The 26,478-nt window shown below is 65.4% G+C and carries 23 protein-coding genes and 1 pseudogene; 11 read left to right on the top strand and 13 right to left on the bottom strand.

The features are described from left to right. Positions 1 to 53: 53 nt before the first annotated feature. The 5 genes from ACVMB0_RS19325 to soxA are packed head-to-tail and all read left to right on the top strand — an operon-like array spanning position 54 to position 3,319. Entirely contained in the window at positions 54 to 1,325 is a 1,272-nt protein-coding gene (locus ACVMB0_RS19325; protein WP_461347308.1) for an FCSD flavin-binding domain-containing protein, read from the top strand. After that, positions 1,318 to 1,764, top strand: coding sequence for a sulfur oxidation c-type cytochrome SoxX (gene soxX / locus ACVMB0_RS19320; protein ID WP_461347307.1), 447 nt, complete (start codon positions 1,318 to 1,320; stop codon positions 1,762 to 1,764). Before ACVMB0_RS19325 ends, soxX begins: the two co-directional genes overlap by 8 nt. A gap of 3 nt (positions 1,765 to 1,767) precedes the next feature. After that, positions 1,768 to 2,229, top strand: coding sequence for a SoxY-related AACIE arm protein (locus ACVMB0_RS19315; RefSeq protein WP_461347306.1), 462 nt, complete (start codon positions 1,768 to 1,770; stop codon positions 2,227 to 2,229). Continuing rightward, a complete protein-coding gene (soxZ, locus tag ACVMB0_RS19310) occupies positions 2,229 to 2,549 on the top strand; it encodes a thiosulfate oxidation carrier complex protein SoxZ (RefSeq protein WP_456756090.1) in 321 nt (106 codons plus the stop codon). Before ACVMB0_RS19315 ends, soxZ begins: the two co-directional genes overlap by 1 nt. Continuing rightward, a complete protein-coding gene (gene soxA / locus ACVMB0_RS19305; protein ID WP_461347305.1) occupies positions 2,546 to 3,319 on the top strand; it encodes a sulfur oxidation c-type cytochrome SoxA in 774 nt (257 codons plus the stop codon). The genes soxZ and soxA overlap by 4 nt, the downstream gene beginning before the upstream one ends. A gap of 153 nt (positions 3,320 to 3,472) precedes the next feature. On the opposite strand, the gene ACVMB0_RS19300 is transcribed toward soxA, so the two are convergent. Further along, complete coding sequence (locus ACVMB0_RS19300; protein WP_461347304.1) at positions 3,473 to 4,246, bottom strand: ferredoxin--NADP reductase; 774 nt, start codon at positions 4,244 to 4,246, stop codon at positions 3,473 to 3,475. Between the two features lie 167 nt (positions 4,247 to 4,413). On the opposite strand from ACVMB0_RS19300, the gene ACVMB0_RS19295 reads away from it, so the two are divergent. Beyond that, positions 4,414 to 5,610: an amidohydrolase family protein gene (locus ACVMB0_RS19295; RefSeq protein WP_461347303.1), complete on the top strand. Its 1,197-nt coding sequence runs from the start codon at positions 4,414 to 4,416 to the stop codon at positions 5,608 to 5,610. Between the two features lie 185 nt (positions 5,611 to 5,795). Here ACVMB0_RS19295 and ACVMB0_RS19290 read toward each other — a convergent pair whose 3' ends face one another. From ACVMB0_RS19290 to ACVMB0_RS19255, 8 genes are all read right to left on the bottom strand, one after another. Further along, the gene (locus ACVMB0_RS19290) at positions 5,796 to 6,251 is read right to left on the bottom strand and encodes a MarR family winged helix-turn-helix transcriptional regulator (protein WP_456756094.1); all 456 of its coding nucleotides are present in this window, start codon (positions 6,249 to 6,251) and stop codon (positions 5,796 to 5,798) included. Between the two features lie 15 nt (positions 6,252 to 6,266). Continuing rightward, positions 6,267 to 6,971 (bottom strand): ABC transporter ATP-binding protein, encoded by a 705-nt coding sequence (locus ACVMB0_RS19285; RefSeq protein WP_456731495.1) that lies wholly within the window; start codon positions 6,969 to 6,971, stop codon positions 6,267 to 6,269. Further along, positions 6,968 to 7,759, bottom strand: a complete 792-nt coding sequence (locus ACVMB0_RS19280; RefSeq protein WP_456756096.1) for an ABC transporter ATP-binding protein — start codon at positions 7,757 to 7,759, stop codon at positions 6,968 to 6,970. The genes ACVMB0_RS19285 and ACVMB0_RS19280 overlap by 4 nt, the downstream gene beginning before the upstream one ends. Continuing rightward, positions 7,756 to 9,648 carry an ABC transporter permease gene (locus ACVMB0_RS19275; protein WP_461347302.1) on the bottom strand — a complete coding sequence of 631 codons (1,893 nt, stop codon included), beginning with the start codon at positions 9,646 to 9,648 and terminating at the stop codon, positions 7,756 to 7,758. Before ACVMB0_RS19275 ends, ACVMB0_RS19280 begins: the two co-directional genes overlap by 4 nt. 183 nt (positions 9,649 to 9,831) lie before the next feature. After that, the gene (locus tag ACVMB0_RS19270; RefSeq protein ID WP_456756097.1) at positions 9,832 to 11,046 is read right to left on the bottom strand and encodes an ABC transporter substrate-binding protein; all 1,215 of its coding nucleotides are present in this window, start codon (positions 11,044 to 11,046) and stop codon (positions 9,832 to 9,834) included. Between the two features lie 28 nt (positions 11,047 to 11,074). Then, positions 11,075 to 11,659: an amino acid synthesis family protein gene (locus ACVMB0_RS19265; RefSeq protein WP_223968163.1), complete on the bottom strand. Its 585-nt coding sequence runs from the start codon at positions 11,657 to 11,659 to the stop codon at positions 11,075 to 11,077. Positions 11,660 to 11,675: 16 nt separating this feature from the next. Then, positions 11,676 to 12,584 (bottom strand): UPF0280 family protein, encoded by a 909-nt coding sequence (locus ACVMB0_RS19260; protein ID WP_461347301.1) that lies wholly within the window; start codon positions 12,582 to 12,584, stop codon positions 11,676 to 11,678. After that, the gene (locus tag ACVMB0_RS19255; RefSeq protein ID WP_461347300.1) at positions 12,581 to 14,023 is read right to left on the bottom strand and encodes a 6-hydroxynicotinate reductase; all 1,443 of its coding nucleotides are present in this window, start codon (positions 14,021 to 14,023) and stop codon (positions 12,581 to 12,583) included. The genes ACVMB0_RS19260 and ACVMB0_RS19255 overlap by 4 nt, the downstream gene beginning before the upstream one ends. A 277-nt stretch (positions 14,024 to 14,300) precedes the next feature. On the opposite strand from ACVMB0_RS19255, the gene ACVMB0_RS19250 reads away from it, so the two are divergent. The 5 genes and pseudogenes from ACVMB0_RS19250 (at position 14,301) to ACVMB0_RS19230 (ending at position 21,800) form a co-directional block, all read left to right on the top strand. Continuing rightward, positions 14,301 to 14,768, top strand: coding sequence for a (2Fe-2S)-binding protein (locus tag ACVMB0_RS19250; protein WP_456756100.1), 468 nt, complete (start codon positions 14,301 to 14,303; stop codon positions 14,766 to 14,768). Continuing rightward, a pseudogene (locus tag ACVMB0_RS19245) lies at positions 14,768 to 18,311 on the top strand (molybdopterin cofactor-binding domain-containing protein). Before ACVMB0_RS19250 ends, ACVMB0_RS19245 begins: the two are co-directional and overlap by 1 nt. 61 nt (positions 18,312 to 18,372) lie before the next feature. After that, complete coding sequence (gene pncB / locus ACVMB0_RS19240; RefSeq protein WP_456756102.1) at positions 18,373 to 19,677, top strand: nicotinate phosphoribosyltransferase; 1,305 nt, start codon at positions 18,373 to 18,375, stop codon at positions 19,675 to 19,677. A 42-nt stretch (positions 19,678 to 19,719) separates the two neighbouring features. Then, positions 19,720 to 21,015: an O-acetylhomoserine aminocarboxypropyltransferase gene (locus ACVMB0_RS19235; RefSeq protein WP_456798524.1), complete on the top strand. Its 1,296-nt coding sequence runs from the start codon at positions 19,720 to 19,722 to the stop codon at positions 21,013 to 21,015. Positions 21,016 to 21,020: 5 nt separating this feature from the next. Next, the gene (locus ACVMB0_RS19230; protein WP_461347299.1) at positions 21,021 to 21,800 is read left to right on the top strand and encodes an alpha/beta fold hydrolase; all 780 of its coding nucleotides are present in this window, start codon (positions 21,021 to 21,023) and stop codon (positions 21,798 to 21,800) included. A gap of 799 nt (positions 21,801 to 22,599) precedes the next feature. Here ACVMB0_RS19230 and ACVMB0_RS19225 read toward each other — a convergent pair. The 4 genes from ACVMB0_RS19225 to ACVMB0_RS19210 all read right to left on the bottom strand — a co-directional run bounded on the left by ACVMB0_RS19225 (position 22,600) and on the right by ACVMB0_RS19210 (position 26,472). After that, positions 22,600 to 23,211 carry a class I SAM-dependent methyltransferase gene (locus tag ACVMB0_RS19225; RefSeq protein WP_461347298.1) on the bottom strand — a complete coding sequence of 204 codons (612 nt, stop codon included), beginning with the start codon at positions 23,209 to 23,211 and terminating at the stop codon, positions 22,600 to 22,602. A 25-nt stretch (positions 23,212 to 23,236) separates the two neighbouring features. Continuing rightward, positions 23,237 to 24,085 carry an SDR family NAD(P)-dependent oxidoreductase gene (locus tag ACVMB0_RS19220; protein ID WP_461347297.1) on the bottom strand — a complete coding sequence of 283 codons (849 nt, stop codon included), beginning with the start codon at positions 24,083 to 24,085 and terminating at the stop codon, positions 23,237 to 23,239. Positions 24,086 to 24,217: 132 nt separating this feature from the next. Next, positions 24,218 to 25,363 carry an L-dopachrome tautomerase-related protein gene (locus ACVMB0_RS19215; RefSeq protein WP_456756107.1) on the bottom strand — a complete coding sequence of 382 codons (1,146 nt, stop codon included), beginning with the start codon at positions 25,361 to 25,363 and terminating at the stop codon, positions 24,218 to 24,220. A 92-nt stretch (positions 25,364 to 25,455) separates the two neighbouring features. Then, positions 25,456 to 26,472: an AraC family transcriptional regulator gene (locus ACVMB0_RS19210; RefSeq protein WP_456756108.1), complete on the bottom strand. Its 1,017-nt coding sequence runs from the start codon at positions 26,470 to 26,472 to the stop codon at positions 25,456 to 25,458. Positions 26,473 to 26,478: the final 6 nt, after the last annotated feature.

Below are 26,478 nucleotides of genomic sequence, written 5' to 3'. Positions count from 1 at the left end.
CGGAGGCGGCGGCCCGAGCGGCCGCCGCTTCCTTATTTTCCGGATTGTCGTGCATGGCCGTCTCGCGTCATCGGACGCGCAGGGATGTGATCCGTGGCGCCGCTGCCGTCGCAGCGGCCGCATTGGCATGTCCGGCGCTGGCCCAGGCCGCGCCGCGCATTGCAGTGATCGGCGGCGGCTTCGGCGGCGCGGCCTGCGCACGGGCGCTGCGGCGGCTCGATGCAAAGCTTCAGGTCACGCTGATCGAGCCGAACAGGACCTTCACCGCCTGCCCGTTCAGCAACGAGGTGATCGCCGGCCTGCGTGAGCTCTCCGCACAGCAATTCAGCTACGACAAGGTTGCGGCCGACGGCATCACCGTCGCCGCGCAGGCGGCCACCAAGGTCGATGCGCAGGCGCGCAGCATCACGCTCTCCGACGGCACGACGCAGTCCTATGACCGGCTTGTGCTCGCCCCCGGCATCGACATGCACTTCGACGCCCTGCCAGGCTATGACGAGGCCGCAGCCGACAAGATGCCGCATGCCTGGAAGGCCGGCGCGCAGACCCTGCTGCTGCGCAGGCAGCTCGAGGCCATGGACGATGGCGGCCTCGTCGTGATCGCGGTGCCGGCCGCGCCGCTGCGCTGTCCGCCCGCGCCTTACGAGCGCGCCAGCCTGATCGCGCATTACCTGAAGACGAACAAGCCGAAGTCCAAGATCCTGGTGCTCGACGCCAAGGACAATTATTCGCAGCAAAAACTGTTCGAGAAAGCGTGGAGCGAACTCTATCCCGGCATGATCGAGCGGATCGCGCTGTCGCAGGGCGGCCGGGTGACGTCGGTCGATCCGGCAACCAACGAGATCGTCACCGACTTCGGCAATTACACCGCGGCGGTTGCCAACGTGATCCCGCCGCAGCGAGCCGGCCGCATCGCCGAAATCGCGGGTGCCGCCGACCACACCGGCTGGTGCCCGATCGATCCGGTGACGTTTGCCTCAAAGCTCGTGCCCAATATCCACGTCATCGGCGATGCCGCGATCGCCGGCGGCATTCCGAAATCCGCTTCCGCCGCGGCGGCGCAAGGCCGGGCTTGCGCCGCCGCGATCGTGAGTGCGCTCGCGGGCAAGCCGCCGGAGACGCCGCGGCTCGATGGCGCCTGCTACAACACGGTCGCTCCCGGCTACGCGTTCTCGCTGAAGGGCATCTATCAGCCGAAGGAGGATCAGTACGCGGAGGCCGAGGTGACGACGAGCCCGGTCGACGCGTCGCGCGAGATGCGCCAGCGCGAAGCCGATCAGGCGCTCGACTGGTTCAAGACAATCACGGGAGACGCCTTTGGCTAGGCGTTCCCTCATCGCATTGCTCGCGGCTGGGTTCGCAGCCTGCGCGCCCGCCGGCGCCGAGGACCTGCGCCCCTACACCGTCGTGGGCGATGCGATTCCGCTACCGCTGACGGGAACCAAAGGCGACGCGATCCGCGGCCGTGCGCTGGTCGTCGAGCGCTCCTCCACTTGCATCCTCTGCCACAGCGGCCCATTTCCCGAGCAGGCGTTCCAGGGTGACCTCGCGCCGAACCTCGCGGGCAGCGGCAGCCGCTGGTCGGAAGGGCAGTTACGGCTCCGCCTGGTCGACGCGTCGCACCTCAATGCGGCAACGATCATGCCGTCCTATTATCGCGTCGACGGGTTCACGCACGTCGGCAATGCATGGCGCGGCAAGCCGATCCTGTCGGCGGAGCAGATCGAGGATATCGTGGCTTACTTGGTGACACTGCGAGACTAGGCGATGGCGCATTCGGATCACACCCGGCGAACGTTTTTTGCCCTCACCGGCGCCGCCGCGGCGATGGTGATCGTGCGCCCCGTGGACGCCACGCCGGCGATGCTGCAAGCCGCGATCCGCAACGTCGTCGGCGAAGCCAATGTCCGGACCGGCAAGGTCAAGCTCGACATCCCGCCGCTGGTCGAGAACGGCAACACCGTGCCGATGACGGTCAGCGTGACGAGCCCGATGACGGCGGATGAGTATGTGAAGAGCATCCACATCTTCAACGAGAAGAACCCGCAGCCGAACGTCGGCAATTTCCATCTCGGGCCGCGCGCCGGGCGTGCGCAGATATCGACCCGCATCCGCCTCGCCGACAGCCAGAAGGTCACCGCGATCGCACGGCTGTCCGACGACACCTTCTGGTCGGCGACCGCAGACGTCGTGGTGACGCTCGCCGCCTGCACCGAGGAGGCGATCTGATGCCCTCGGCCCTCATCAACGTGCCGAAGAAGGCCAGGCGCGGCGAAATCATCGAGATCAAGACGCTGATGTCGCATATCATGGAGACCGGCTATCGCCACACCGCGTCCGGCGACGTGGTGCCGCGCGACATCATCACGAGCTTCACGTGCCGCTTCAACGGCACCGAAGTGTTCCGCGCCGATCTTTATCCGGCGATCGCGGCCAATCCGTTCATCACCTTCTTCACCACGGCGACCGAGAGCGGCAAGTTCGAGTTCGAATGGATCGGCGACAAGGGGTTTTCGGAGACCGCGCAGGCTTCGATCACGGTCGAATGAGGCTTGCGGTCTCAATCGCGCTGCTGACGACGATGGCGGGCGCAGCGTTCGCCACCGAGATTCCGCTATCCGAACGCCGCTCCGGCACCAGCTTCATGAGCGCCGACACCAAGGCGATGCAGGACGAGGACACCGCCAATCCCGGCATGCTCTTCGTGCTCGACGGCGAGGCGCTGTGGACGCGCAAGGCCGGCACCGCGAACAAGGCCTGCGCCGACTGCCACAATGATGCACGCGTCAGCATGAAGGGCATCGCCGCGCATTATCCCGCCTTCGAGAAGGCGCTGGGCAAACCGGTCGACCTCGAAGGTCGGATCAACCTCTGCCGCACCAATCATCAGCAGGCGTCACCGTTTGCCTATGAAAGCCGTGAGCTGCTGGCGCTGACCGCCTTCGTCGCGCAGCAGTCACGCGGCGTGCCGATCGCGGCCGGCGACGATCCGGAGCTCGCGCCGTTCGTCGACAAGGGCCACGCGCTGTTCATGCAGCGGCAGGGCCAGCTCAATCTGGCCTGCGCGAACTGCCACGATGACAATTGGGACAAGAAGCTCGCGGGCAGCGCGATCACGCAAGGCCAGCCCACGGGTTATCCGCTGTACCGGCTGGAATGGCAGTCGCTCGGATCGCTGCAGCGGCGGCTGCGCGCCTGCATCACCGGCATCCGCGCGCAGGCCTATGATTATGGCTCCCCGGAGCTCGTCGAGCTCGAGCTCTATCTGATGTCGCGGGCGCGCGGCATGCCGGTCGAGACGCCGGCGGTGCGGCCGTGACGGTGGTCCCCTACGATGAGCATGATTGCGCGTCGCTCTATCCCCCGTCATTGCGAGCGGAGCGAAGCAATCCACCTCTCCACTCGAATGGGGAGATGGATTGCTTCGTCGCTGTCGCTCCTCGCAATGACGCGGGGCGAGACCGTGCCGACATCACCGTTCGGCGAACGCCTTCTCCACCACGAACTGCGCGGGCTCGCCGTGGTTGCCCTCGACGAAGCCGCGGCCGTTGAGCAGAGTGCGGGTGTCGGCGACCAGCGCCGGCGAGCCGCAGATCATGACGCGGTCATGCGCGGCATCGAGCGCCGGCAGGCCGATGTCGGCGAACAGCTTGCCCGAGGTGATCAGGTCGGTGATGCGGCCGCGGTTGCGGAACGGATCGCGCGTCACGGTCGGGTAGTAGATCAGCTGGTCGCGCACCAGCTCGCCGATCAGTTCGTCCTGCGGCAGCGTCTCGGTGATCATCTCGCCATAGGCGAGCTCCTTGACGCGGCGGCAGCCGTGCAGCAGCACGACCTTCTCGAACCGGTCATAGGTCTCGGGATCCTTGATCACGCTGAGGAACGGCGCGAGGCCCGTGCCGGTGCCGATCAGATAGAGGTTGCGGCCGTCCTCGAGATTGTCGATGACCAGCGTGCCGGTCGCCTTGCGGCTGACGATGATCTCGTCGCCCTCTTTCAGGTGCTGGAGGCGCGAGGTGAGCGGGCCGTCCGGAACCTTGATCGAGAAGAACTCCAGCGTGTCCTCGTAATTCGCGCTGGCGACGCTGTAGGCGCGCAGCAGCGGCTTCTCGCCGACCTTGAGCCCGATCATGGTGAACTCGCCGTTGCGGAAACGGAACGACGGATTGCGCGTCGTCCTGAAGGAGAACAGCGTGTCGGTCCAGTGGTGGACGCTGAGGACGCTTTCCTGGTTGAAATTGCTCATCGCACCAACCCCTGATTTGTGCCGCGGCGGAGGGGGGACTTGAACCCGTTGACCGGCCTGATCGTTTGTATACGATCATTCGTATACAAACGAATAATCCGGCTTGATCGGAAAGTCAAGCCGGGCTCAAATTCCCGGGCAATTCGGCAGAAACAGAAGGAAAACCCATGGCTCACGACGCGCCCCAGGCCACCGGCCCCAGCAAGCTGGTGATCCGCAATATCGGGCTCTTGCTGTCGGGAGCGCTGGAGAGGCCGATCCTGGACGCCGATACCATCGTCGCCGAGAACGGCAAGATCACTGCGATCGGCCGCCTCAAGGACGTCGATACCGAAGGCGCCACCACGATCGTCGACGCCATGGGAACGACGGTCGCGCCCGGGCTGATCGACAGCCACGTCCATCCCGTCGCCGGCGACTGGACGCCGCGGCAGAACCAGATCAACTGGATCGACAGCTATCTGCACGGCGGCGTCACCACCATGATCTCCGCCGGCGAGGTGCACATGCCCGGCCGGCCGCGCGACGTGGTCGGGCTGAAGGCGATGGCGATCTTCGCGCAACGCGCATTCTGGACGCTGCGGCCGGGCGGCGTGAAGGTGCATGCCGGCGCGCCCGTGATCGAATGCGAGATGGTCGAGGACGATTTCAAGGAAATGGCCGCCGCCGGCGTCAAGCTGCTCGGCGAGGTCGGGCTCGGCGGCGTCAAGGACGGGCCGACGGCGCGCAAGATGGTCGGCTGGGCGCGCAAATACGGCATTCAGAGCACGATCCACACCGGCGGTCCGTCGATCCCGGGCTCCGGCCTGATCGACAAGGACGTGGTGCTGGAGGCCGACACTGACGTGGTCGGCCACATCAATGGCGGCCACACTGCCCTGCCCGACGACCAGATCCGCTGCATCTGCGAGGGCTGCAAGCGCGGGCTCGAGCTGGTGCACAACGGCAATGAGCGCTCGGCGCTGTTCACGCTGCGCACCGCTCGCGAGATGGGCGACCTGCACCGCGTCATCCTCGGCACCGACGCGCCGGCCGGCTCCGGCGTGCAGCCGCTCGGCATCCTGCGCATGGTTTCGCTGCTGTCCTCGCTCGGCGAGCTGCCGGCCGAGCTGGCGTTCTGCCTCGCGACCGGCAACACCGCGCGGATGCGCGAGCTCGATTGCGGCCTGATCGAGCTCGGCCGCTCGGCCGATTTCGTGCTGATGGACAAGGCACAGCATTCGCCGGGCAAGAACATCCTGGAGAGCGTTCAGCTCGGCGACCTTCCCGGCATCGGCATGACCATCATCGACGGCATCGTCCGCACCCAGCGCAGCCGCAATACGCCGCCCGCGGGCAAGGTGCCGGAGATCGTGGGGAAGTAGGCTGCGGCAGCCGCCCCGTCATCCTGAGGAGCGGCAACGGGTCCGCGCGAAGCGCGGCCCGATGATAGGCTCCGCGCGTCTCGAAGGATGCACGGCCCGGCTGGTGGCCGTCGACCCTTCGAGACGGCCGCTTTGCGGCCTCCTCAGGGTGACGGTGAGAGATTTTCGGTGAGAACAGATTTGAATCACCGCAACCTGCCGAGCAGCGCGATCAGCGTCTCACGCTCCTTGGCGTCGAGCGGCGCCAGGGTTTCCCGGGAGATCACCAGCGCGTTCGGCGCGGCCTTGTCGGCCATCTGCTGGCCGGCGCGGGTGAGGCTTACCAGCAGCCTTCGGCCGTCGTCGGGATCGGGCGAGGTCTCGGTCAGGCCGCGTGCGGTCAGGCGATCGATCACGCCCTTGATGGTCGCAACGTCCATCGAGGTCAGCCGCCCCAATTGGTTCTGCGAACATGGCCCGACCTCGGACAGCTTCGACAGCGCCGCCCATTGCGTCGGCGTCAAATTGATGCCGATCTCGCGGGCGAAGATCACGGCGTGGCGCTGCGACACCTGGCGCAGGATGAAGCCGATCTGCTCGTCCAGCACGTAGCCGGGCTTCGCCGCCTTGACGCTTCGCTTCTGTGCAGCGCTCCTCGCCATTGTCCACCCCGCCCGTTACAGCGACAGATGCGCATCGCGGATATCCGGACGCGCATCGAGTTCCGCCATGGTGCCGCCGAAGCAGATCCGGCCGCGCTCGATGATGTAGGCGCGATCCGAGATCAGCCGGGCGAAATGCAGATTCTGCTCCGACACGACGATGCTGACGCCCTCTTTCTTCATCGCCAGGATCGCATCGACCATCTGTTCGACGATCTTGGGCGACAGTCCCTCCGACGGCTCGTCGAGCAGAACGAGCGAGGGATTTCCCATCAGCGTGCGCGCGATCGTCAGCATCTGCTGCTCGCCGCCGCTCATGCGCCCGCCGGGGCGGCCGCGCATCTCGCCGAGATTGGGGAACAGCTTGAACAGTTTGTCACGATCCCATTGCGGCGCGCCCGCCCGCTTCGGCTGGCGGCCGACCTCGAGATTCTCCTCGACCGTCAGATCCGTGAAGATGCGCCGCTCCTCCGGCACATAGCCGAGCCCGCCGCGCACGATCGCATGCGTCGGCAGATCGGAGACGTCCCGGCCCTCGAACATCACGCGGCCCGAGCGGTTCTCGACCAGGCCGACGATGGAGCGGAACGTGGTCGACTTGCCGGCGCCGTTGCGGCCGAGCAGCGCGACCACCTCGCCCTCGCCGACCTCGAGCGCGATGTCGAACAGGATATGCGCCGGGCCATAGAAGCTGTTGAGGTCCTTTACGGTGAGCTTCATGCCGATGCTCCCTCGCGGTGCCGGGCATCATAGAGCAGGCCTTCGCCGAGATAGATCGCCCGCACCTGGGCGTTACCGCGGACCTCCTCGGGCGAACCTTCGGCAATCAAGGTGCCGCGGTTCAGCACCAGGATGCGGTCGGCATGCTCGAACACCACGTCCATGTCGTGCTCGGTGAAGAGAACGCCGATCGACTGCTCGCGCGCGATCCGCGCCGTCAGCCGCATCAGCTCGACGCGCTCGCGCGGCGCCATGCCGGCGGTCGGCTCGTCCATCAAGAGCAGCTTTGGCTGGTTGGCGAGCGCGATCGCAAGCTCCAGCCGCTTGACGTCGCCATAGGCGAGCTCGCCGCAGGGACGCTCCGCATAGGCGCCCATGCCGACCAGGTCGAGCAGCCGCCCGGCTTCGTCTCGGGCGTGCCGCGCGGTCGAGGCCCACAGATTGAACAGCTGCCCGCCATGCGAGACCAGCGCGACCTGCACGTTCTCGCGCATCGTCATGGTTGGGAAGGTCGCCGCGATCTGGAAGGTGCGCCCCACCCCCATGCGCCAGATCACGCGCGGCTTCTTGCCGGTGGTCTCCGCCCCCAGCACGCGGATGCGGCCAGAGTCTGGAATGTTCTGGCCGTTGAGCATGTCGAAGCAGGTGCTCTTGCCCGCGCCGTTCGGCCCGATCAGCGCCAGGATCTCGCCGGCGCGCAGCTCGAACGAGACGCCGCGCACGGCATGCACGCCGCCATAGGATTTGGTCAGCCCTTCGACCGACAGCAATGTGGGGACCATGCTCATTCGGCGCTCTCGATGCGGGATGTCAGCAATGGCGACGACGCCGATGACGAGGATTTGCGGCGGCGATGCATGAAGGCTTCCAGCGTGCCGACGATGCCCTTGGGGAATGCGACCACGATCAGCACCACGAAGCCGCCAAGCACGAGCTTGGAGAGATCGGTCTGGCTGACCAGCCAGATGTTGAGCGCCTTGTAGACGATGGCGCCGACCACCGCGCCCGACACCGTCTCGACGCCGCCGAGCAGCACCATGACCAGCGCGTCGACCGACAGCGAGATGCCCATATTGTCGGGGAACACGCTGCCCTTGAGATAGGCGAACAGCGCGCCGGCAAGGCCGGCGACCGTGCCCGCGATCACGAAGGCAGTCCACTGGATGCGCTTGCCGTCGATGCCGACCGCCTCGCTGCGCAGCGGCGAGTCGCGCGTGGCGCGCAGTGCGAAACCGAACGGCGAGAACACGATGATGCGCAGGATCATCACCGCAAGCGCGGCGATGCCGAGCGACAGCCAGTAGAAATGCGACGGGCTCGCCGCCCATTTTTCCGGCCAGATGCCGAGAATGCCGTTGTCGCCGCCGGTGACCGACACCCACTGGAATGCGACCGACCAGACGATCTGGGCAAAAGCCAAAGTCAGCATCGCGAAATAGACGCCGGAGAGCTGCACTGCGAAGAAGCCGAACACCGCGGCGCCCAATAGTCCGAGCAGCGGACCGAGCAGCAGGCAGGCGATCATCGGCAGGCCCGCCATCTTGGCGAGCAGCGCCACGCCATAGGCGCCGAGGCCGAAATAGGCGGCGTGGCCGAACGAGGCGAGCCCGCCGACCGACATCAGGAAGTGCAGGCTGACGGCGAAGATCACGAAGATCGCGATCTCCGAGCCGACGGTGAGCAGGTAATTGCCGGCGACGAACGGCAGCGCGGCGGCGACCACCAGCACGGCGATCGCGGCAAGCCGTTCGTTCGTAGTCAGCGGCCGCCACGGATTGACGGTGAGGCCCGGCGTGCGCCGCGCCGGCGCCTCCGGCTTGCCGAACAGGCCCCAGGGACGGACGATCAGCACCACCGCCATCACCAGGAACACCAGGATGATCGAGATCTTCGGGAAGATCAGGATGCCGAAGGCGTTGAGTTCGGAGACCAGCACCGCCGCGACGAAGGCGCCGATGATGCTGCCGAGGCCGCCGATCACGACCACGACGAAGACCTCGACGATGACGCGCAGATCCATCGCGTGGTTGACCGCATCGCGCGGGATTTGCAGCGCGCCGCCGAGCGCGGCCAGGAAGACGCCAAGCGCGAACACGCTGGTGAACAGCCATTTCTGATTGACGCCGAGCGCCGCGACCATGTCGCGATCCTGCGTCGCCGCGCGCACCAGCACGCCCCAGCGGGTGCGCTGGAACAAGAGCCAGAGCACGCCGAGCACGACCGGCCCGAGCACGATCAGGAACAGATCGTAGCTCGGAATATTCTGGCCGAAGAAATCGATCGCGCCCTTGAAGCCGGGCGCGCGGCGGCCGACCAGATCGTCAGGCCCCCAGATCAGCACCACCAGGTCCTCGACCATCAGCGTCAGGCCGAAGGTGGCGAGCAATTGGAACAGCTCGGGCGAATGATAGATCCGGCGCAGCAGCACCATCTCGACCAGCACGCCGATTGCAGCAACCGCCAGCGCCGCAACGACGATGCCGCCCCAGAAGCCGAACGCGCCCGATAAGCGCTCGGTCAGCGTGAAGGCGACATAGGCGCCGAGCATGTAGAACGCGCCATGCGCGAAATTCACGATCCGCGTCACGCCGAAGATGATCGACAGACCCGAAGCGACCAGGAACAGCGACGCCGCGCTGGCAAGACCGGTCAGGAACTGGACGACATAGAAGGCCATGGGCGGTCCGCGTTGGAGAACACAAGCGTCACTTTCTTCACCTCGCCCCGCTTGCGGGGAGAGGTCGAAACTCAAGCGCCAGCTTGAGTTTCGGGTGAGGGGGACTCTCCACGCGCACGCTCGCGGAGACAGCCCCTCACCCCAACCCTCTCTCCGTAAGAACGGGGAGAGGGAGAAGAAGAATCAATCCTTCGGCCGCAGCTTCTCGATCTCGGCATCGCCAGGCAGATAGTCCGAGCCCTTGCGATAGGCGGTATCGACCATGATGCCCTTGCCGTCCTTCAGCGCGGTCTTGCCGGTGAAGGCTCCCAGCGTCGACTGGTGGTCGATCTTGCGGAAGGTGATCTCGCCGAACGGCGACGGCATCGAGATGCCTTCGGCTGCCGCGATCAGCTTCTCCGGATCGCTCGAGCCGGCCTTCGCCAGGATCGCCGCCGCCGCCTTGATGGTCTGGTAGCCGACGATCGAGCCAAGCCGCGGATAGTCATTGTACTTGGCCTGATAGGCTTTCAGGAACGCGTCGTGCTCGGGCGTCTTGATCGAGTACCAGGGATAGCCGGTGACGATCCACCCCTCAGGCGTCTCGTCCTTCAAGGGATCGAGATATTCCGGCTCGCCGGTCAGGAAGCTCACCACGGTGCGGCCCTTGAACAGGCCGCGGGTGTTGCCTTCGCGCACGAGCTTGACCAGGTCGGCGCCGAAGGTGACGTTGAGGATCGCCTCCGGGTTTGCCGCGGCAGCCGCCTGCACCACCGGGCCGGCGTCGATCTTGCCCTGCGGCGGCCACTGCTCGTCGACCCACTGGATGTCGGGCCGCTTCTCCGACATCAGCTTCTTGAACACCGCGACCGCCGACTGGCCGTATTCATAGTTCGGCGCGATCGTCGCCCAGCGTTTTGCGGGCAGTTTTGCGGCTTCTTCCACCAGCATTGCGGCTTGCATGTAATTCGACGGCCGCAGGCGGAATGTATACCGGTTGCCCTTCGACCAGGTGATGGCATCGGTCAGCGGCTCAGCCGCCAGGAAGAACACCTTCTTCTGGTTGGCGAAGTCGGAGACCGCGAGGCCGATATTGGAGAGGAAGGTGCCGGTGAGCATCGCGACGTTCTCGCTCGACACCAGCTCGTTGGCCGCGGTCTGAGCGTCGGCCGGCTTGCCGCCGTCATCCTTGGAAATGACGACGAGCTTCTTGCCGTTGATGCCGCCGGCGGCATTGATCTCTTCCACCGCGAGCTGCCAGCCCTTGCGATAGGGCTCGGTGAACGCCGGCAGCAAGGAATAGGAGTTGATCTCGCCGATCTTGATTTCGCTCTGCGCCATGGCCTGCGTCGTCATGACGCTTGTTGCCATGGCCGCGACCGCGATCGCCAATCCCGCCCCTACGAAATAACCACGCATCCCATCCTCCAGTTGTTCTTCAAAGAGACTATCGCAATCCGTCTTCGCCTTTGACTTCAGAAACCGTCAGCCCGCCGACCCGCGGCAGCGGCCGCCCGCTGTCGGTCACCGCGACCGCGACCATGATCTCGTTGGCCCGCGGTGCGTCGTTGATCTGCACCTCCATGCCGTCGAAATGGCTGCGCACGAAGGCGGCATCCTTGTGCCCGAGCGGAATATCCAGCGTGGTACCGGGACCCGAGCGCTTCTTCGACGACGGAATCAGCGCCGCACCCTTCGACAGCACCTTGCGCACCGGCGCGCCCATCTTGGGATGCAGGATCGCGGCCGCGTGCTCGAGCTCGCCATTCTCGCCGACGGCGGCGGCCTTGCCGTAGCTGTGCGCCTTGGCGCCGTCGATGCCGAGCGCAGCGACCGCGCGCTTGGAGAGCAATTCGCCGAGTTCCTCGCCGATCGCGATCAGCGGCGACAGATCCTCGACATAGCGGCCGGCAAAGGGGTTCTCGATCACCGCAATGGCGGCGGCACGCCTTGTCGGCGGCGCGATGGTCTTGCCCATCTCCAGATGGGTCTCCTCGACCACGGTGACGATCTTGCGAATGACGGCGCTCATTGTGCCTCGCTCCCGGTCATGCCTGCAGCCTGTTGTTTATCGTTCGCCCCTGAAACGCGTGCGACGCCGGCGCCTCAATCCCAGTTGCACCGACAATTCGCGTTTCGCCCAGTAGACGCAATGCCGCGCCCTCGATCAATCCCGCCATCAGGAGGTCGCGCGCCCGCGCTGCCCCCGCCTCCAGCGCCTGCTCGATCTCGTGTTCCGCCAAGGCTCCGACATCACGCGTGACCAGCCGCGCGCCGAGATCGCTGTCCGGCTGCAATTCGTTGGCCGGACAGCGCAGGATCGCGGGATGATCGGGCAGATCGACCGCATTGGCGATCACCGTCGCGGCCGCATCGGCCTGCGATGCCGTCCGCGCCAGCACGGTGACGGCATCGGCAATGCCGAGCGAGAAGCTGCGGCCGTGGCGGCCGCTGGTCGCAATGCCGCGGACCGGCATGTCGGCATCGACGGTCATGGTGTGCATCACGCCATCGCGGTCCGGGCGGTCCATCAGGCCAACGGTGAAATGCTCGCCACCGGCGAGATGCAGCGCAATGTCGCCGCCATTGTTGACATACGCGCGATCGAGCGTTGCCGCCCGAAGCATCGCGCCGAGGATTTCCTCGGCGACCGATCCCGCCACCGCCGCTATCGGCGTGATGAAGCAGTCGGCAGCAAACGGCACGACCGCCGCATGCATGCGCCGCGCCACCACGCCTATCAGTCCACAGTGATCGGGACGGACCGCGCTGCGCAGCTCGGTCAGTTCCGCGCAGAGTTCATCGAGCAAGCCGGTGAAGCGCTCCGCCGCGGCCTGATAGGCGGCACGAATAGCCGCGTCCCTGCCGTTGGCCTCGACGACCAGATCAATGGGACCGTCCTGCAAATGCAGCCGCTTGCCGTCAGGAAGAAGCGCGATTTGCGGAAGCCGCCTCATGCGCGCCGTCCCGGAAGATACGGCCTGACTTCGGCGCTGTCCCGCAACGACGACAGCGGCCGGACATAGTCCATATGACCGCCGAGCGCCGCGTAATCGGACATGCGCATCGTGAACTCGATCGGCGCCACCAATGCCGGGGTCGGCACATAACCGAAGGCGCCGGCCGGCATCTGCGTGACATCGACCATGTAGGTGATGCCGCCGCCCGGCCAGACATAGACCGGCGCGCCGCCGCTGGTGACCCTCGTGAGCGCGTCCTTCACCGAGCGGGTCAGCCGGACCGGATTGTCGGTAACGCCGGCGCGCAGCGATCCGCCCGCGCCGCCCATGAACAGCACGGTGCACAGCGCCGGCTCGCAATTCTCCTGGATGCGCTCGACCGAGAAGCGAAGGTCGGCAGGCATCTCGGTCTGGATTGGCTGCAACGCCTGGTCGAGCACGTAGTAGGACGCGTGCTCGCCTGTGGTCGACACCATCAGCATGGTGAGCCCGGGCCGCGCCTCCTTGGCATTGAACGGGCCGAGGATCGACAGCGGATCGGAAATATTGGTGCCGCCCCAGCCCGTGCCGGGATCGGCGACCTGGAAATAGCGGCCGGGCGTCGAGCGCCGGCCCTTCATCTTGATGCCGGTGTCGGCGATGTCGAGCAGCTTGCCGGCCTGGTGCTCGCTGAGCACGCCGGTGATGTGGTCGTCGACCACCACGACTTCATCGACCTTGCCGTGCCACTGCTTGGCGAACATGCCGATGGTCGCCGAGCCGCAGCCGACCCGCATGCGCTCTTCCGCCACACCGTTGACGATCGGCGGCTTGCCGGCCTGCACCACGACGGTGGCGCCGCCGTCGATGACAAGCTCCACCGCCTTGCAGTTGGAAAGGTCCATCAGCGTGTCGCAGGTGACGCGGCCCTCCTTCTTGGAACCGCCGGTCAAATGATGCACGCCGCCGAGCGAGAGCATCTGCGAGCCATATTCGCTGGTCGTGACATGGCCGACCGCCTCGCCGTCCGCGCGCACGGTCGCGGTCTCCGGCCCGAGATAGCGGTCGGTGTCGATCTTCAACTTGACGCCGCAATAGGAGAAAATGCCCTCGGTCACCACCGTGACCATGTCGACGCCGTCGACCTCCGACGACACGATGAACGGCGCCGGCTTGTAGTCCGGATAGGTGGTTCCAGCGCCGATCGCGGTGACGAACAGGTCTGGCTGACGGACGATCTTGCCGTCCCAGTCGCCGCTCACCTGGAACGGCACCAGCTTGCCGCCATGCGAGACCGTGCGCTCCAGCACCACATGCGGATCGACACGCACCAGCGTGCCGTCGTGATTGGCGTAGCGATCGCAGGCCCCGGCCGCGCCCGGCTTGATGTAGCACATCACCGGACAGGCATCGCAGCGGATCTTGTCGCCGGCGGCGACGGTCATTGTGTCAGCCATCGTGACCCAGCCTGGACTTGTGGTGGCGGTCGATCATACTGCGCTTCCGCCTCCCTGCCTATATCGTTCGTATACGAATGATCCTGCGCGCGAGCCTCAAGCCTGTCAAGCGACCTTTGCAATCAAACCCTGCCATTCGCTTGCGCACCCTGTTCATAAAGCGTGCACGCGCTGCAGCGCGGCATGCCGCCGCTTGCACGTTTGTATACAAACGTTATCCTCATTCGCGATCGGACGCTGACATTGCAGCGCAAACATCGAGGGGAGAACCGGGGCGATGCGCCTGACCGTGAACGGCAGGAATCATGATATCGACGCCGCTCCCGACACCGCATTGCTTTACGTGCTGCGCAACGACCTCGCATTGAATGGACCGAAATATGGCTGCGGGCTCGGTGAGTGCGGCGCCTGCGCGGTGCTGATCGACGGCGTCGCGGCGCGCGCCTGCGTGATTCCGATCGAAGGCTGCACGGGGCGCAGCATCGTCACGCTGGAAGGGCTCGGCACGCGCGAGCATCCCGATCCGGTGCAGGATGCCTTCATCCGCGAACAGGCCGCGCAGTGCGGCTATTGCCTCAACGGCATGATCATCACGACCAAGGCGCTGCTCACGCGCAACCCAAGCCCGTCCGAGCACGAGGTGCTGGAAGCGCTGCGCTACAATCTCTGCCGTTGCGGCGCGCATATCGAGATCGTCCGCGCGGCGATGCGCGCCGCCGGCCACGCGCTCGAGGCGCGCGATTGATGGCGGACGCACGCCCTGCCGAGCAACGCAAGCGCGGCTCACTCTCCGTCGTCCGTCCCACTATGCTCGGCGCGGAACGCGCGTTCGAGACCTTCATCACGGTCACGGCGGACGGTTCGGTCAATGCCTATAACGGCCACGTCGATCTCGGCACCGGCATCCGCACCGCGCTCGGGCAGATCGTCGCCGAAGAGCTCGACGTCTCCTTTGCCCGCGTGGTCGTGATCCTCGGCGACACCGCCGTGGTGCCGAACCAGGGCGCGACGATCGCAAGCGAAACCATCCAGATCACGGCTGTGCCCTTGCGCAAGGCCGCCGCGCAAGCCCGGCATTTTTTGCTCGCGCGCGCGGCCGAGCGGCTCGAACTACCGGCTGACGAACTCACGATCGAGGACGGCCTGATCCGCGGTCATGACAACCGCAGCATCAGTTATGGCGAATTGATCGCCGACGAGACCATCAGGCTCGAGCTCGCCGACGACGTGCCGGTCAAGCCGGTCAAAAGCCATTCCGTCGTCGGCAAGTCGGTGCCGCGCATCGACCTGCCGGCGAAGGCGACCGGCGAGCTCGTCTACGTCCACGATGTGCGCGTGCCCGGCATGCTGCATGGCCGTGTCGTGCGACCGCCCTATGCCGGCGTCGATGCCGGCCCGTTCGTCGGCACCAGCCTGATCGCGGTCGATGAAGCTTCGGTGCGGGATATCCCCGGCGTTGTCGCGGTGGTGCGGATCGGCGATTTCATTGGCGTCGTCGCCGAGCGCGAGGAGAACGCGATCAAGGCTGCGGCGCAGCTCAAGGTGAGCTGGAAGCCGGGGCCTGCGCTGACCGATCTCTCCGACATCGAGCAGGCGCTACGCGCCAATCCCGCGACGCCGCGCCAGCTGATCGACCAGGGCGATGTCGATGCCGCGATCAAGGCTGCCGCCAAGCCGATGCAACGGACCTACGTTTGGCCCTACCAGATGCACGGCTCGATCGGCCCATCCTGCGCGGTTGCCGACTACGGCGACGGCGCGATCCGGGTGTGGTCCGGCACCCAAAACCCGCACATCCTGCGCGGCGATCTGGCGCTCTTGATCCAGCGGCCGGAATCCGAGATCGACGTGATCCGGATGGAGGCCGCCGGCTGCTACGGCCGCAACTGCGCCGACGACGTCTCCGCCGATGCGCTGCTGCTGTCGCGCGCGGTCGGCAAGCCCGTGCGGGTCCAGCTCACGCGCGAGCAGGAGCATGCCTGGGAGCCGAAGGGCACCGCGCAGCTGATGGACGTCAATGGCGGGCTCAACGCCGACGGCAGCGTCGCCGGCTACGATTTCAATACGCGCTATCCCTCGAACGGCGCGCCGACGCTGGCGCTGCTGCTCACAGGGCGGATCGCGCCGACGCCTGCCGTATTCGAGATGGGCGACCGCACCGCGATCCCGCCCTACGACTACGCGAACATGCGCGTGGTCGCCAACGACATGCCGCCGATCGTGCGCGCCTCCTGGTTTCGCGGCGTCTCGGCGCTGCCGAACACGTTTGCGCACGAGTCCTATATCGACGAGCTCGCGGCCGAAGCGGAAGTCGATCCGATCGAATACCGCCTGCGTTATTTGAAAGACAAGCGCGCGATCGACCTCGTCAACGCGGTCGCCGAGCGCGCCGGCTGGACGCCGCGCCCGGTGCGGCAAGAGCCCGAGGCGGACGGCGACATCGTGCGCGGCCGCGGCTTCGCCTATGCGCTCTACGTGCACAGCAAGTTTCCCGGCTACGGTGCGGCATGGTCGGCGTGGATCGCCGACGTCGCGGTCAACAAGGCGACCGGTGATGTCAGCGTGACGCGCGTCGTCGCCGGCCAGGACTCCGGATTGATGATCAATCCGGAGGGCGTGCGGCACCAGATCGAAGGCAACGTCATCCAGTCGACCAGCCGCGCGCTGATGGAGGAGGTTTCCTTCGAGCGCGGCGCGGTGGCCGCGCGGGAATGGGGCGCCTACCCCATCATCAAATTCCCCGAGCTGCCTGAGATCGATGTGCTGATGCTGCCGCGGCAGGACCAGCCGCCGCTCGGCGTCGGCGAATCCGCCTCGGTGCCGAGCGCGGCTGCGATCGCGAACGCGATCTACGATGCGACCGGCGTGCGCTTCCGCGAATTGCCGTTCACGCCGGAGCGCATTTTGAAGGGCTTACGCGGCGAGCAACCGGCAGCGCCCGCCCCGCTTGCGCCGCCGGCGAAGGCGGCCGACCTCAACAGATGGAAAAATCCGTTCGCGCAACGCGGCGGAATGCTTGCCGGCATTGCCGCACTGTGTGCAGCAGCGATCGGGATCGGCGCGGCCCGTCTTGCCATGGCGCGCGATCGCGCCGATCGCCCGTCCCGATGCCTCGGTCTATTCCACGGCAACGATCGCGCGCGGCAAGGAGCTTGCGGCGCTCGGTGCCTGCGCCGTCTGCCACACCTCGGAGCACGGCATCCTGAACGCCGGCGGCCGGCCGCTCGAGACGCCGTTCGGCACCATCCATACCACCAACATCACGCCCGATATCGACACCGGCATCGGCGCCTGGTCCTATCCCGCCTTCGAGCGCGCGATGCGCGAGGGCATTCATCGCGACGGCCGCCATCTCTATCCGGCGTTTCCGTACACGCATTTCGCCAGGACCACCGACGCCGATTTGCAAGCGCTCTATGCCTATCTGATGGCGCAGCCGCCGGCGCGCGCCGAAACGCCGGCGAATGCCCTTGCCTTTCCGTTCAACCTGCGGCCGCTGCTCGCCGGATGGAATGCGTTTTTCCATCAGCCGCGCACGTTCCAGCCCGATCCATCGAAGCCCGAGATATGGAATCGCGGCGCCTATCTGATCGAAGGACTCGGCCATTGCAGCGCCTGCCATTCGCCGCGCAATGCGCTCGGCGCCGAGCGACAGGCGGCCTATCTCGCCGGCGGCTTTGCCGAGGGCTGGGAGGCGCCGGCGCTGACGTCGCTGTCGAAGGCGCCGATCCCCTGGAGCGAGGACGAGCTGTACGCCTATCTGCGCACCGGCGAGTCCCGCCTGCACGGCGTCGCCGCAGGACCGATGGCGCCGGTCGTGCAGGAGCTGGCCGCGCTGCCCGACCAGGATATCCGTGCGATGGCGGTCTACCTCGCCTCGTTCAACCCAACCGCTGATCAGCTGGCCCACGATGCGCTCGCCGCGAAGCTCGAGGCCGGCACCGCCGTCACCACCGCCGCCTCGGCAGGTGCGCGGATCTATCAAGGCGCCTGCGCGGTCTGCCATGAGGTCGGCGGCCCGCCGCTGTTCGGCAGCCGGCCGTCGCTGGCGCTGAACAGCAATCTGCACAGCGATGCGCCCGACAATCTGATCCAGGTGATCCTGCACGGCATCGCCAAGCCGGCCGTGACCGATCTCGGCTACATGCCGGCCTTCAAGGACAGCATGAGCGACAACCAGGTCGCCGAGCTCGCCGCCTTCCTGCGGCGGCAATTCGCCCCGGACAAGCCGGCCTGGACCGATGTCGCCGCCACCGTCGGCCGTATACGGCAGACCATAGCGCGCTGAGCTGCCATGTTCCGCCCGATACCCACTGGGCGGGCGGCGCGGGGCAGGCTAAGGTTCCCTTATGACCGTGACAGATATCGCGACCCGGACCTACAACCATGGCTGGCGGCTCGACCCGATCGTGCGCAGCCTGCTCGATACCGATTTCTACAAGCTGTTGATGCAGCAGATGATCCGGGAATGCTATCCGGACACCCGCACGACCTTTTCGGTGATCAACCGCTCGACCCATATCCGCCTCGCCGAGGTCATCGACGAGGGCGAATTGCGCGCCCAGCTCGACCACGCCCGCACCATCCGCTTCAGCAAGAAGGAACTGATCTGGCTCGCCGGCAACACGTTCTATGGCAAGACCCAGATGTTCTCGCCCGATTTCATCAACTGGCTTTCGACCTTCCGCCTGCCCGAATACGAGCTGCACAAGGTCGACGGCCAGTATGAGCTGCACTTCCACGGCCCGTGGACCCACACCACGATGTGGGAGATCCCGGCGCTCGCGATCCTCAACGAGCTGCGCTCGCGCGCCGCGACCAAGACCTATGGCCGCTTCGCGCTCGACGTGCTGTACGCCCGCGCCAAGGCCAAGCTGTGGACCAAGGTCGAGCGGCTGCAGAAGCTCGACGGCCTGCGGCTGTCCGATTTCGGCACCCGCCGCCGCCACGGCTTCCTGTGGCAGCGCTGGTGCGTCGAGGCGGTGAAGGAAGGCCTCGGTCCGTCCTTCACCGGAACGTCGAACGTGCTGCTGGCGATGGACAACGATCTCGAGGCGATCGGCACCAACGCGCATGAGCTGCCGATGGTGGCGGCGGCGCTCGCCAATGACGACGAGGCGCTGCGCTGGGCGCCCTATCGCATCCTCGACCAATGGCGCCACACCTATGGCGGCAACCTCTTGATCGCGCTGCCCGACGCCTTCGGCACCAAGCCGTTCCTGCGCGACGCGCCCGACTGGGTCGCCGACTGGACCGGCTTTCGTCCCGACAGCGCGCCGCCGATCACCGCCGGCGAAGAGATCATCAAATGGTGGAAGCAGAAGGGCCGCGATCCCAAGGAGAAGCTCCTGGTGTTCTCGGACGCGATGGACGTCGGCTCGATCGAGGACACCTTCCACCACTTCAAGGGCCGCGTGCGCGTCAGCTTCGGCTGGGGCACCAACCTCACCAACGACTTCGTCGGTTGCGCGCCCGACGGTTCCGCCGAGCTCGATCCGATCTCGATCGTCTGCAAGGTGACGTCGGTCGACGGACGCCCGGCCGTGAAACTCTCCGACAATCCGGAGAAGGCAACCGGCATCCCCTCGGAGGTCGAGCGCTATTTGCGCGTGTTCGGCAATGTCGGCCGCGTTCGCACCGCAGTTCACGTCTAATTCGCGCACTGCCCACCCATCGACTGACCTGACGAGTCCTGCATGCCCGCACCCAAGCCGCCTGCCTTCGAAACCCTGAGCCTGCACGCCGGCCAGCGCCCCGATCCCGCAACCGGCGCCCGCGCGGTGCCGATCTACCAGACCACGTCCTACGTGTTCCAGGACGCCGACCACGCCGCGGCACTGTTCAACCTCGAACGTGCCGGCCACATCTATACGCGCATCTCGAATCCGACCACCGCGGTTCTGGAGGAGCGCATCGCCGCGCTGGAATGCGGCGTCGGCGCGATCTGCACCGCCAGCGGCATGGCCGCGATGCATCTGGCGATCGCAACCCTGCTCAATGCCGGCCACCATATCGTCGCCTCCGCCTCGCTCTATGGCGGCACCATCAATTTGCTGGCGCACACGCTGCCGCGGTTCGGCATCACCACGACCTTCGTGAAGCCGCGGGCGCTGGACGAGTTCCGCGCCGCGATCAGGCCGAACACGCGGCTCGTGATCGGCGAGACCATCGGCAATCCCGGCCTCGAGGTGCTCGACATCCCCGCGGTCGCGCAGATCGCGCATGATGCGAAGATCCCGCTGTTGATCGATAACACCTTCGCGACGCCGTATCTGAGCCAACCGATCGAGCTCGGCGCCGACATCACGATGAACTCGGCGACCAAGTGGATGGGCGGCCACGGCATCGCGATCGGCGGCGTCATCGTCGACGGCGGCCGGTTCGACTGGCGCGGCTCCGGCAAATTCCCGCAGCTCACCGAGCCCTATGCCGGCTATCACGGCATCGTCTTCGACGAGCAGTTCGGCAAGGCCGCCTTCATCATGCGCGCCCGCACCGAGGGCCTGCGCGATTTCGGCGCCTGCCTGTCGCCGACCAACGCGTTTCAGCTGTTGCAGGGCATCGAGACGCTCGGCGTCCGGATGGACCGCCACATCAGCAACACCCGTGCGGTGCTCGACGCCCTCGCCGCGAACAAGGCGGTCGACTGGGTGCTGCATCCGTCGCTGGAAACGCATCCGGACTACGTGCTGGCGAAGAAGCTGCTGCCGCGCGGCGCCGGCTCGATCATCTCTTTCGGCATCAAGGGCGGCCGCGCTGCCGGCAAGAAGTTCATCGAGTCCCTGAAGCTGATCAGCCATCTCGCCAATGTCGGCGACGCCAAGACGCTGGTGATCCATCCCGCCAGCACCACGCATCAGCAGATGGACGCCGATCAGCTCAAGGCCGCCGGGATCGGCGAGGAGCTGGTGCGGCTGTCGGTCGGCATCGAGACCGCTGACGATATCATCGACGATCTCGGTCAGGCGCTGCGCGCCTCGCAAAGGACTTGAGCGCCATGCAGCTTTCCGTCAACGGATCAGACACCTTCATCGCCACCGGCGGCAAGCCGTTCGACCCGTCGTTTCCGGCGGTCGTGATGATCCACGGCGCCGGCTTCGATTCATCGACCTGGGCGCTGCATAGCCGCTGGTTCGCCCATCACGGCTTCTCCGTGCTGGCGCCCGACCTGCCCGGCCATGGCCGCTCCGCCGGCAAGCCCCTTGCGACCATTGCCGAGATGGCCGACTGGACCGCGGCGCTGATTGCGGCTGCCGGCGCGGCGAAGGCGCGGCTGATCGGCCATTCGATGGGCTCGCTGATCGCGATCGAGACCTCCGCGCGGCATCCCGACAAGGTCTCCGGCCTCGCGCTGATCGGCACCGCCGCGACCATGACGGTCGGCCCTGATCTCCTGAAGGCCGCCGAGGCCAACGACGTCGCGGCGATCGACATGGTCTCGATCTGGGGCCTCGGCTTCAAGGCCGAGCTCGGCGGCAGCCTCGCGCCGGGGCTGTGGATGCACCAGGGCGCGCAGCGCGTCTTGCAGGAGGCGAAGCCCGGCGTGCTCTACAACGACCTCAACGCCTGCAACGCCTACCAGAACGCGCTCACGGCTGCGGCCGCGGTCAAGGTGCCCGCGACCTTCATCCTCGGCGAGCGCGACATGATGACACCCGCGAAGGCGGGCAAGGCGCTGGCCGCCGCGACGCCGAACGCCCGCACCGTGGTGCTTCCGGGCGCCGGCCACATGATGATGGTCGAGCAGCCGGACGAGTTGCTGGCGGCGTTGCAGTAGCGGCGCGGCGGGTTCCGCTTCCCGCCATCACCCAAAAACATCGAAAACAACCCCATGCAAAGGAGGCAGGCTGCCGCCGACACTCGGGCAAGCAACTTGACACGTCGGGCAACTCAGCGCTATCTTCTATTATTCCGAACTTTTGCGACGACTCCGAGAGTGGCCTGACGCGGAGATTCACCAGCCAAGAGCGAATTAGCTTTGAGTCCTTTTGCACTCTCAGGCGAGGAGGCCGATGCATATGAAGATGATGACTGCCGCATGCGCTCTCGGAGCGGCCCTGGTGCTGTGTACCCTCGGGACATCCGGTGCTGAAGCCCGGGCGCGCAAGGCACCGATCGTTCACGAACGAACGAGGGTTGTGATCTCGACGCCCGTGATCACGCCGACTCCGTGGGATTATTATATCGTTCCACGATATCGCTATCGCCCTGAAGACGACCGGGTCGATCCATATGCGCCGCCCCTGGTGTCGTCGTGGGACCTCTACGAGGGGTGGCGGTGGCCATACTGGTGATGAAAAGCGATCACGCCAAACAGATCGCATTCCCTGACAAGTGGTGATCGTTGCCTGACGGACGCAGCGGTGGCTTCGGGCCAACAGCGAGCGTAGCCCGGATGGGCGAAGCGACATCCGGGGCCGGCAATAGGTCGCGGCATCAATCTCGCATCTCGCTTCGCTCATGCGGGCTAGTTGCTGCGAGCCCGCGCACGATCACGCGCGTTGGATGTCTGTGATGGCCGCACGAAAGCGGACATTGCCGAAGTCCAAGAACGTCTCGACCCGGGCAATCCGCAATTACCAATTTTCATGCCGTAGCGTGTGCTTTGGAAGTTGCGGACGCCGCCGAATGCGATAGGCGGAGGCAGGAGGAACGTTCAATGCCGTGCGCCCGACGAGGCTGGCTTTCAGCCCGAGCCGGTCCAGGATCGGGCGTGGCACAGGGCAGCGCGGCCCGTAGGTAAATTGATAGAACGTCCCATCTTCGCGCATGTGACGGAACGCGCCACTCAGGATGGCGATGACCTTGCGCGGCGACATGGTCAGGAGCGGAAGTCCGCTCACGGTCGCTGCGGCAGGCGCCATGAACGGCTCATACTGCGAAAGCTGTCGCGCATCCATCCAGAGCACCCTCGCCCTTGGAAAGCGTTGCTGCAACAGGCGCATGAAATCGGAACCATACTCGACGAGAAGCAGATCCTGCTCGGCAATGCCGCGCGCGAGCAGTGCCTTGGTGAACACCCCCGTGCCGGGTCCGAGTTCGATGACCGGCCCGGCCCCTGGTACGATTTCTTGCGTCATCAGGCGCGCCAACGACTGCCCCGAGGGGGCGATCGCCGAAACCTGGCCCGGATTGGAGACGTAGGAGCGAAAGAACTGAAAGAAATCTACAACAGCGCTGGCGTTCATATCGAACCCTCCTTGCGTTGACCGGTCAGGACGCGATGTTGTGTTGCCGTGCTTCACCTTGCGCGGCGTTTGAAACCGTCTCCCATGCTTCCCACGTCTTGAGGCGTTCGGCGTAGGCGGCCCGGGCGCGCGACATACCCTCGGTACCCACGAAGAAACGCAGGGGAGGATTCTCGGCGTCGACGATCTTCAGGATCGCATCCGCCGTCGCCGCCGGATCGCCGAACGGGCTTGCCGCGCCTGCCGCGAAGACTTCCGCCCTCGTCGCGCTGTAAGCCTCGATCGCGGTTGCGATCCTGAGCGAGGCCATGCTGGCAAACCCTGTCGCGTAGGCGCCGGGTTCAAGCACCGTCACCTTGATCCCGAAGTGCTCGACCTCTTGTGACAGACTGTCATGGAGTGCTTCGAGCGCGAACTTCGAAGCGTTGTAGAAACCCGTGATAGGACCCGCGACGATTCCGGCCACGCTGGATACACCGATGATGTGACCACGACGCTGACGGCGCAAGATCGGGAGCGCGGCCTGGATCACGCGGAGCGAGCCGAAGAAATTGGTGTCGAACTCGGCCCGAACCTCGGTCTCGTCGGCTTCCTCGATCGCGCCGACCAGGGCATAGCCGGCGTTATTGAGAACGACATCCAGCCTTCCGAAATGCCCGTAGGCTCGCGTAACGGCATTCCGAACCGCATGGGGGTCGGTCACGTCAAGCGACAACGGCAGCACGTTTTCTCCAAAGCGTTCCGTAAGGTCGGTAAGGTCCGCCGCAATGCGTGCGGTGGCTGCGACCTTGTCGCCCCGCTTGAGCGCGGCTTCGGTCCAGATGCGACCAAAACCGCGCGATGCGCCCGTGATGAACCAGATTTTGTCAGACATACGATGTTCCTTCCGTGAAGAGCGCTTGATCTGCCGCCGCTGTTTTAGTGATGGCTCCCGCAATCGGCAGTGACCAACCGCGCCAATGAACTTGCGGCAAACGCCAACGATAATGCAGCAGACGTGCAGTGCTTAGCGTTTGAGGCGGTAGATGAAATACGGTCGATGTGCGGCCAGTTGCGCCTGGTCGGGCGGTCCCGCGAGCTGACCCATGTAGGCCGAAAGTGCGCTGTCCGTGAAATAGAGCGAGTCATCGGGCCCCGTAACGACCCCATCGGGCCAAATCACGTCACGCGAGCGCACGAGCGTCCTGGCCTTCCTGGTATTGAGATCAAACGCCATGAGGCCGCCATGCTCGACATCGGTCAGAATGACATCGCCCGCCTTGTCCGTGGTGATGCCGTCGCTGAGGGGTTTGCGCCCGAGATCTTCCACCTTGCTGGCAACATCCGACGGAGCGATCGTGGGATCGAGCACGGCTGAAAGGGGCACCCGGCAAAGATGTGAATTCGTCATGCCCGCAAGGTAGACCCATTGCTGATCCCGGCTGATTTCGATGCCATCAAGACCGACCGCGACGTTCACAAGTCCGAAGCCCAGGCGATACGCGCCAAACGGCGTTTGCATCAACCAGTCTTCGGGCGAGGTGCACGGATGCGCTCCCAGCGCGGTCCGGTACGCGTGATCAGCGACCGAATAGACGATCAGCTTCGGTGCAGTGAACCGCATGATGCCGGTGTCGGCGAGCACGATGTATTTGCCGTCGGCGGTAACGCGCAAATCCTGCGCGAACTGCGCATCCTTGCCGGGGAACTCGAAATAGTCGACACGCTTGCGTGTCGCGAGGTCGAACGCCCACAAGCGGGTGTGTTGAAAATCGAAGCTCGCCGGCTCGATCAACCAGATGCGCTTCTGGTTGTCGATGGTCATGCCGAAACTGCCTTGAAACTCCTTCTGCATTTCTTTGGACGGGAACGGCGTGATCTTGCCGTCAGCCCATTCGAATACCGTGTTCGGCGAGAACCGGCTCGCGCGCGCGATCGGATGATAGTTGAAATAAACATGGCCATCGTTTGCGACAGCCACATTGCCCGGAGGATAATCGAGGGTGATGAGCGTCTCGAGCTTTGCAAGGCCCTCCGGATTGTCCGAGCCGATATCCGGATAGGGCGTGCCCCGACCGTGCCCGATTTTGACGAACGCCAGCGGGCCCAAAATCGCCAGCATCAGAGCGGTGGCAAGGCAAAGGAGAATACGACGACTTGATATTTTCTTCATATTGTCTGCTCCTGAGCAGTGGGAAGCCTCCGACGTTCATGGAGAAGCCGCACCCGGCGGCTGCCTCCATGCTCGATGTCTTAAATGCCTAATTAGTGAAGTTTGTCGCTCCTCAATTCCCGCCAGCGGCTGGGCGTCACGCCTTCTCGGTCCCGGAATGCGCGATAGAAGGAGCTTGTATCCTGGTAGCCGAGCAGACAGGCCACCTCATCGATCTCAGCGGAAGGGTCGAGGAGAAGCTGCCGTCCGAGTTCTTGCCGCGCTTCGGCAAGCAGTTCGCGGAAGCTCGCACCTTCTTCGGTGATCCTTCGTTGCAGCGTGCGTTCGCTCAAGCCGAGATCGCGCGCCACGTCCGATAGCTCCGGCCGCCCGCTCGCGAGGCTTCTTTTGAGAACAACCTTCACCTGTTCCTTGATCGAGCTGCGCGCTTGCAGCTCGCCGAGTGCTGAAGCCAGCGCCGGGGTGAGGATTTCGAGGAGTTCTTGATTATGCCCGGGAAACGGACGATCGAGGTCGGACGGCTTCAGGATAAGCCGGCTCTGCGCAGCACCAAAGCGAACCGGGCATTCGAAATACCTCTGATAAACATCGTTCTTGGGACGCTCACGAACCAGTTCGACACGCAAGGGAGCAAGCGACTGCCCGGTGCCTCGGCGCCCAAGTTCTACGAGTGAAGCAAAGGTCACATCCGTTGAGATCGCAGGCTCGGCCTCGGTCGCGTATGGCCATTCGACCGTGACCGCACATTCCTCCTTGCCTTGCGCCACACGCACTTGTTCGGGCGAACAGAGGCGCTTAAATCGCGCGATGCGGAGCAAACCGTCGCGGTAGTCCCGCGCATAGAACGCAGCGAGGCTCGATGGCGGGTGCACGGCCGTATCCGTTTGCTGGACGAGCGTAAGGCCAAGGCCCGGCTCCGGCTTCAATTCCTCCAACGCCCGCCACAACGTGAAGTATTGCGCCGTCGTGACCTGTGCTTGTTCGCTCAGGTGCAAAGTAGCTGGAAGGCGCGCTTGCCTCAACAGCGCGGCTGGCGACACGCCGATATGCTCGACGCTCTGCCAGAAGGCCTTTGGCACTTTGCACCGATCTGCTGTCGCTGCGCTCATTGCCCC

Source organism: Bradyrhizobium sp. USDA 4451 (assembly GCF_054822585.1).
The sequence above is the reverse complement of the archived record's forward strand: the minus strand, read 5'-3'. Positions and strand labels throughout refer to the sequence as shown.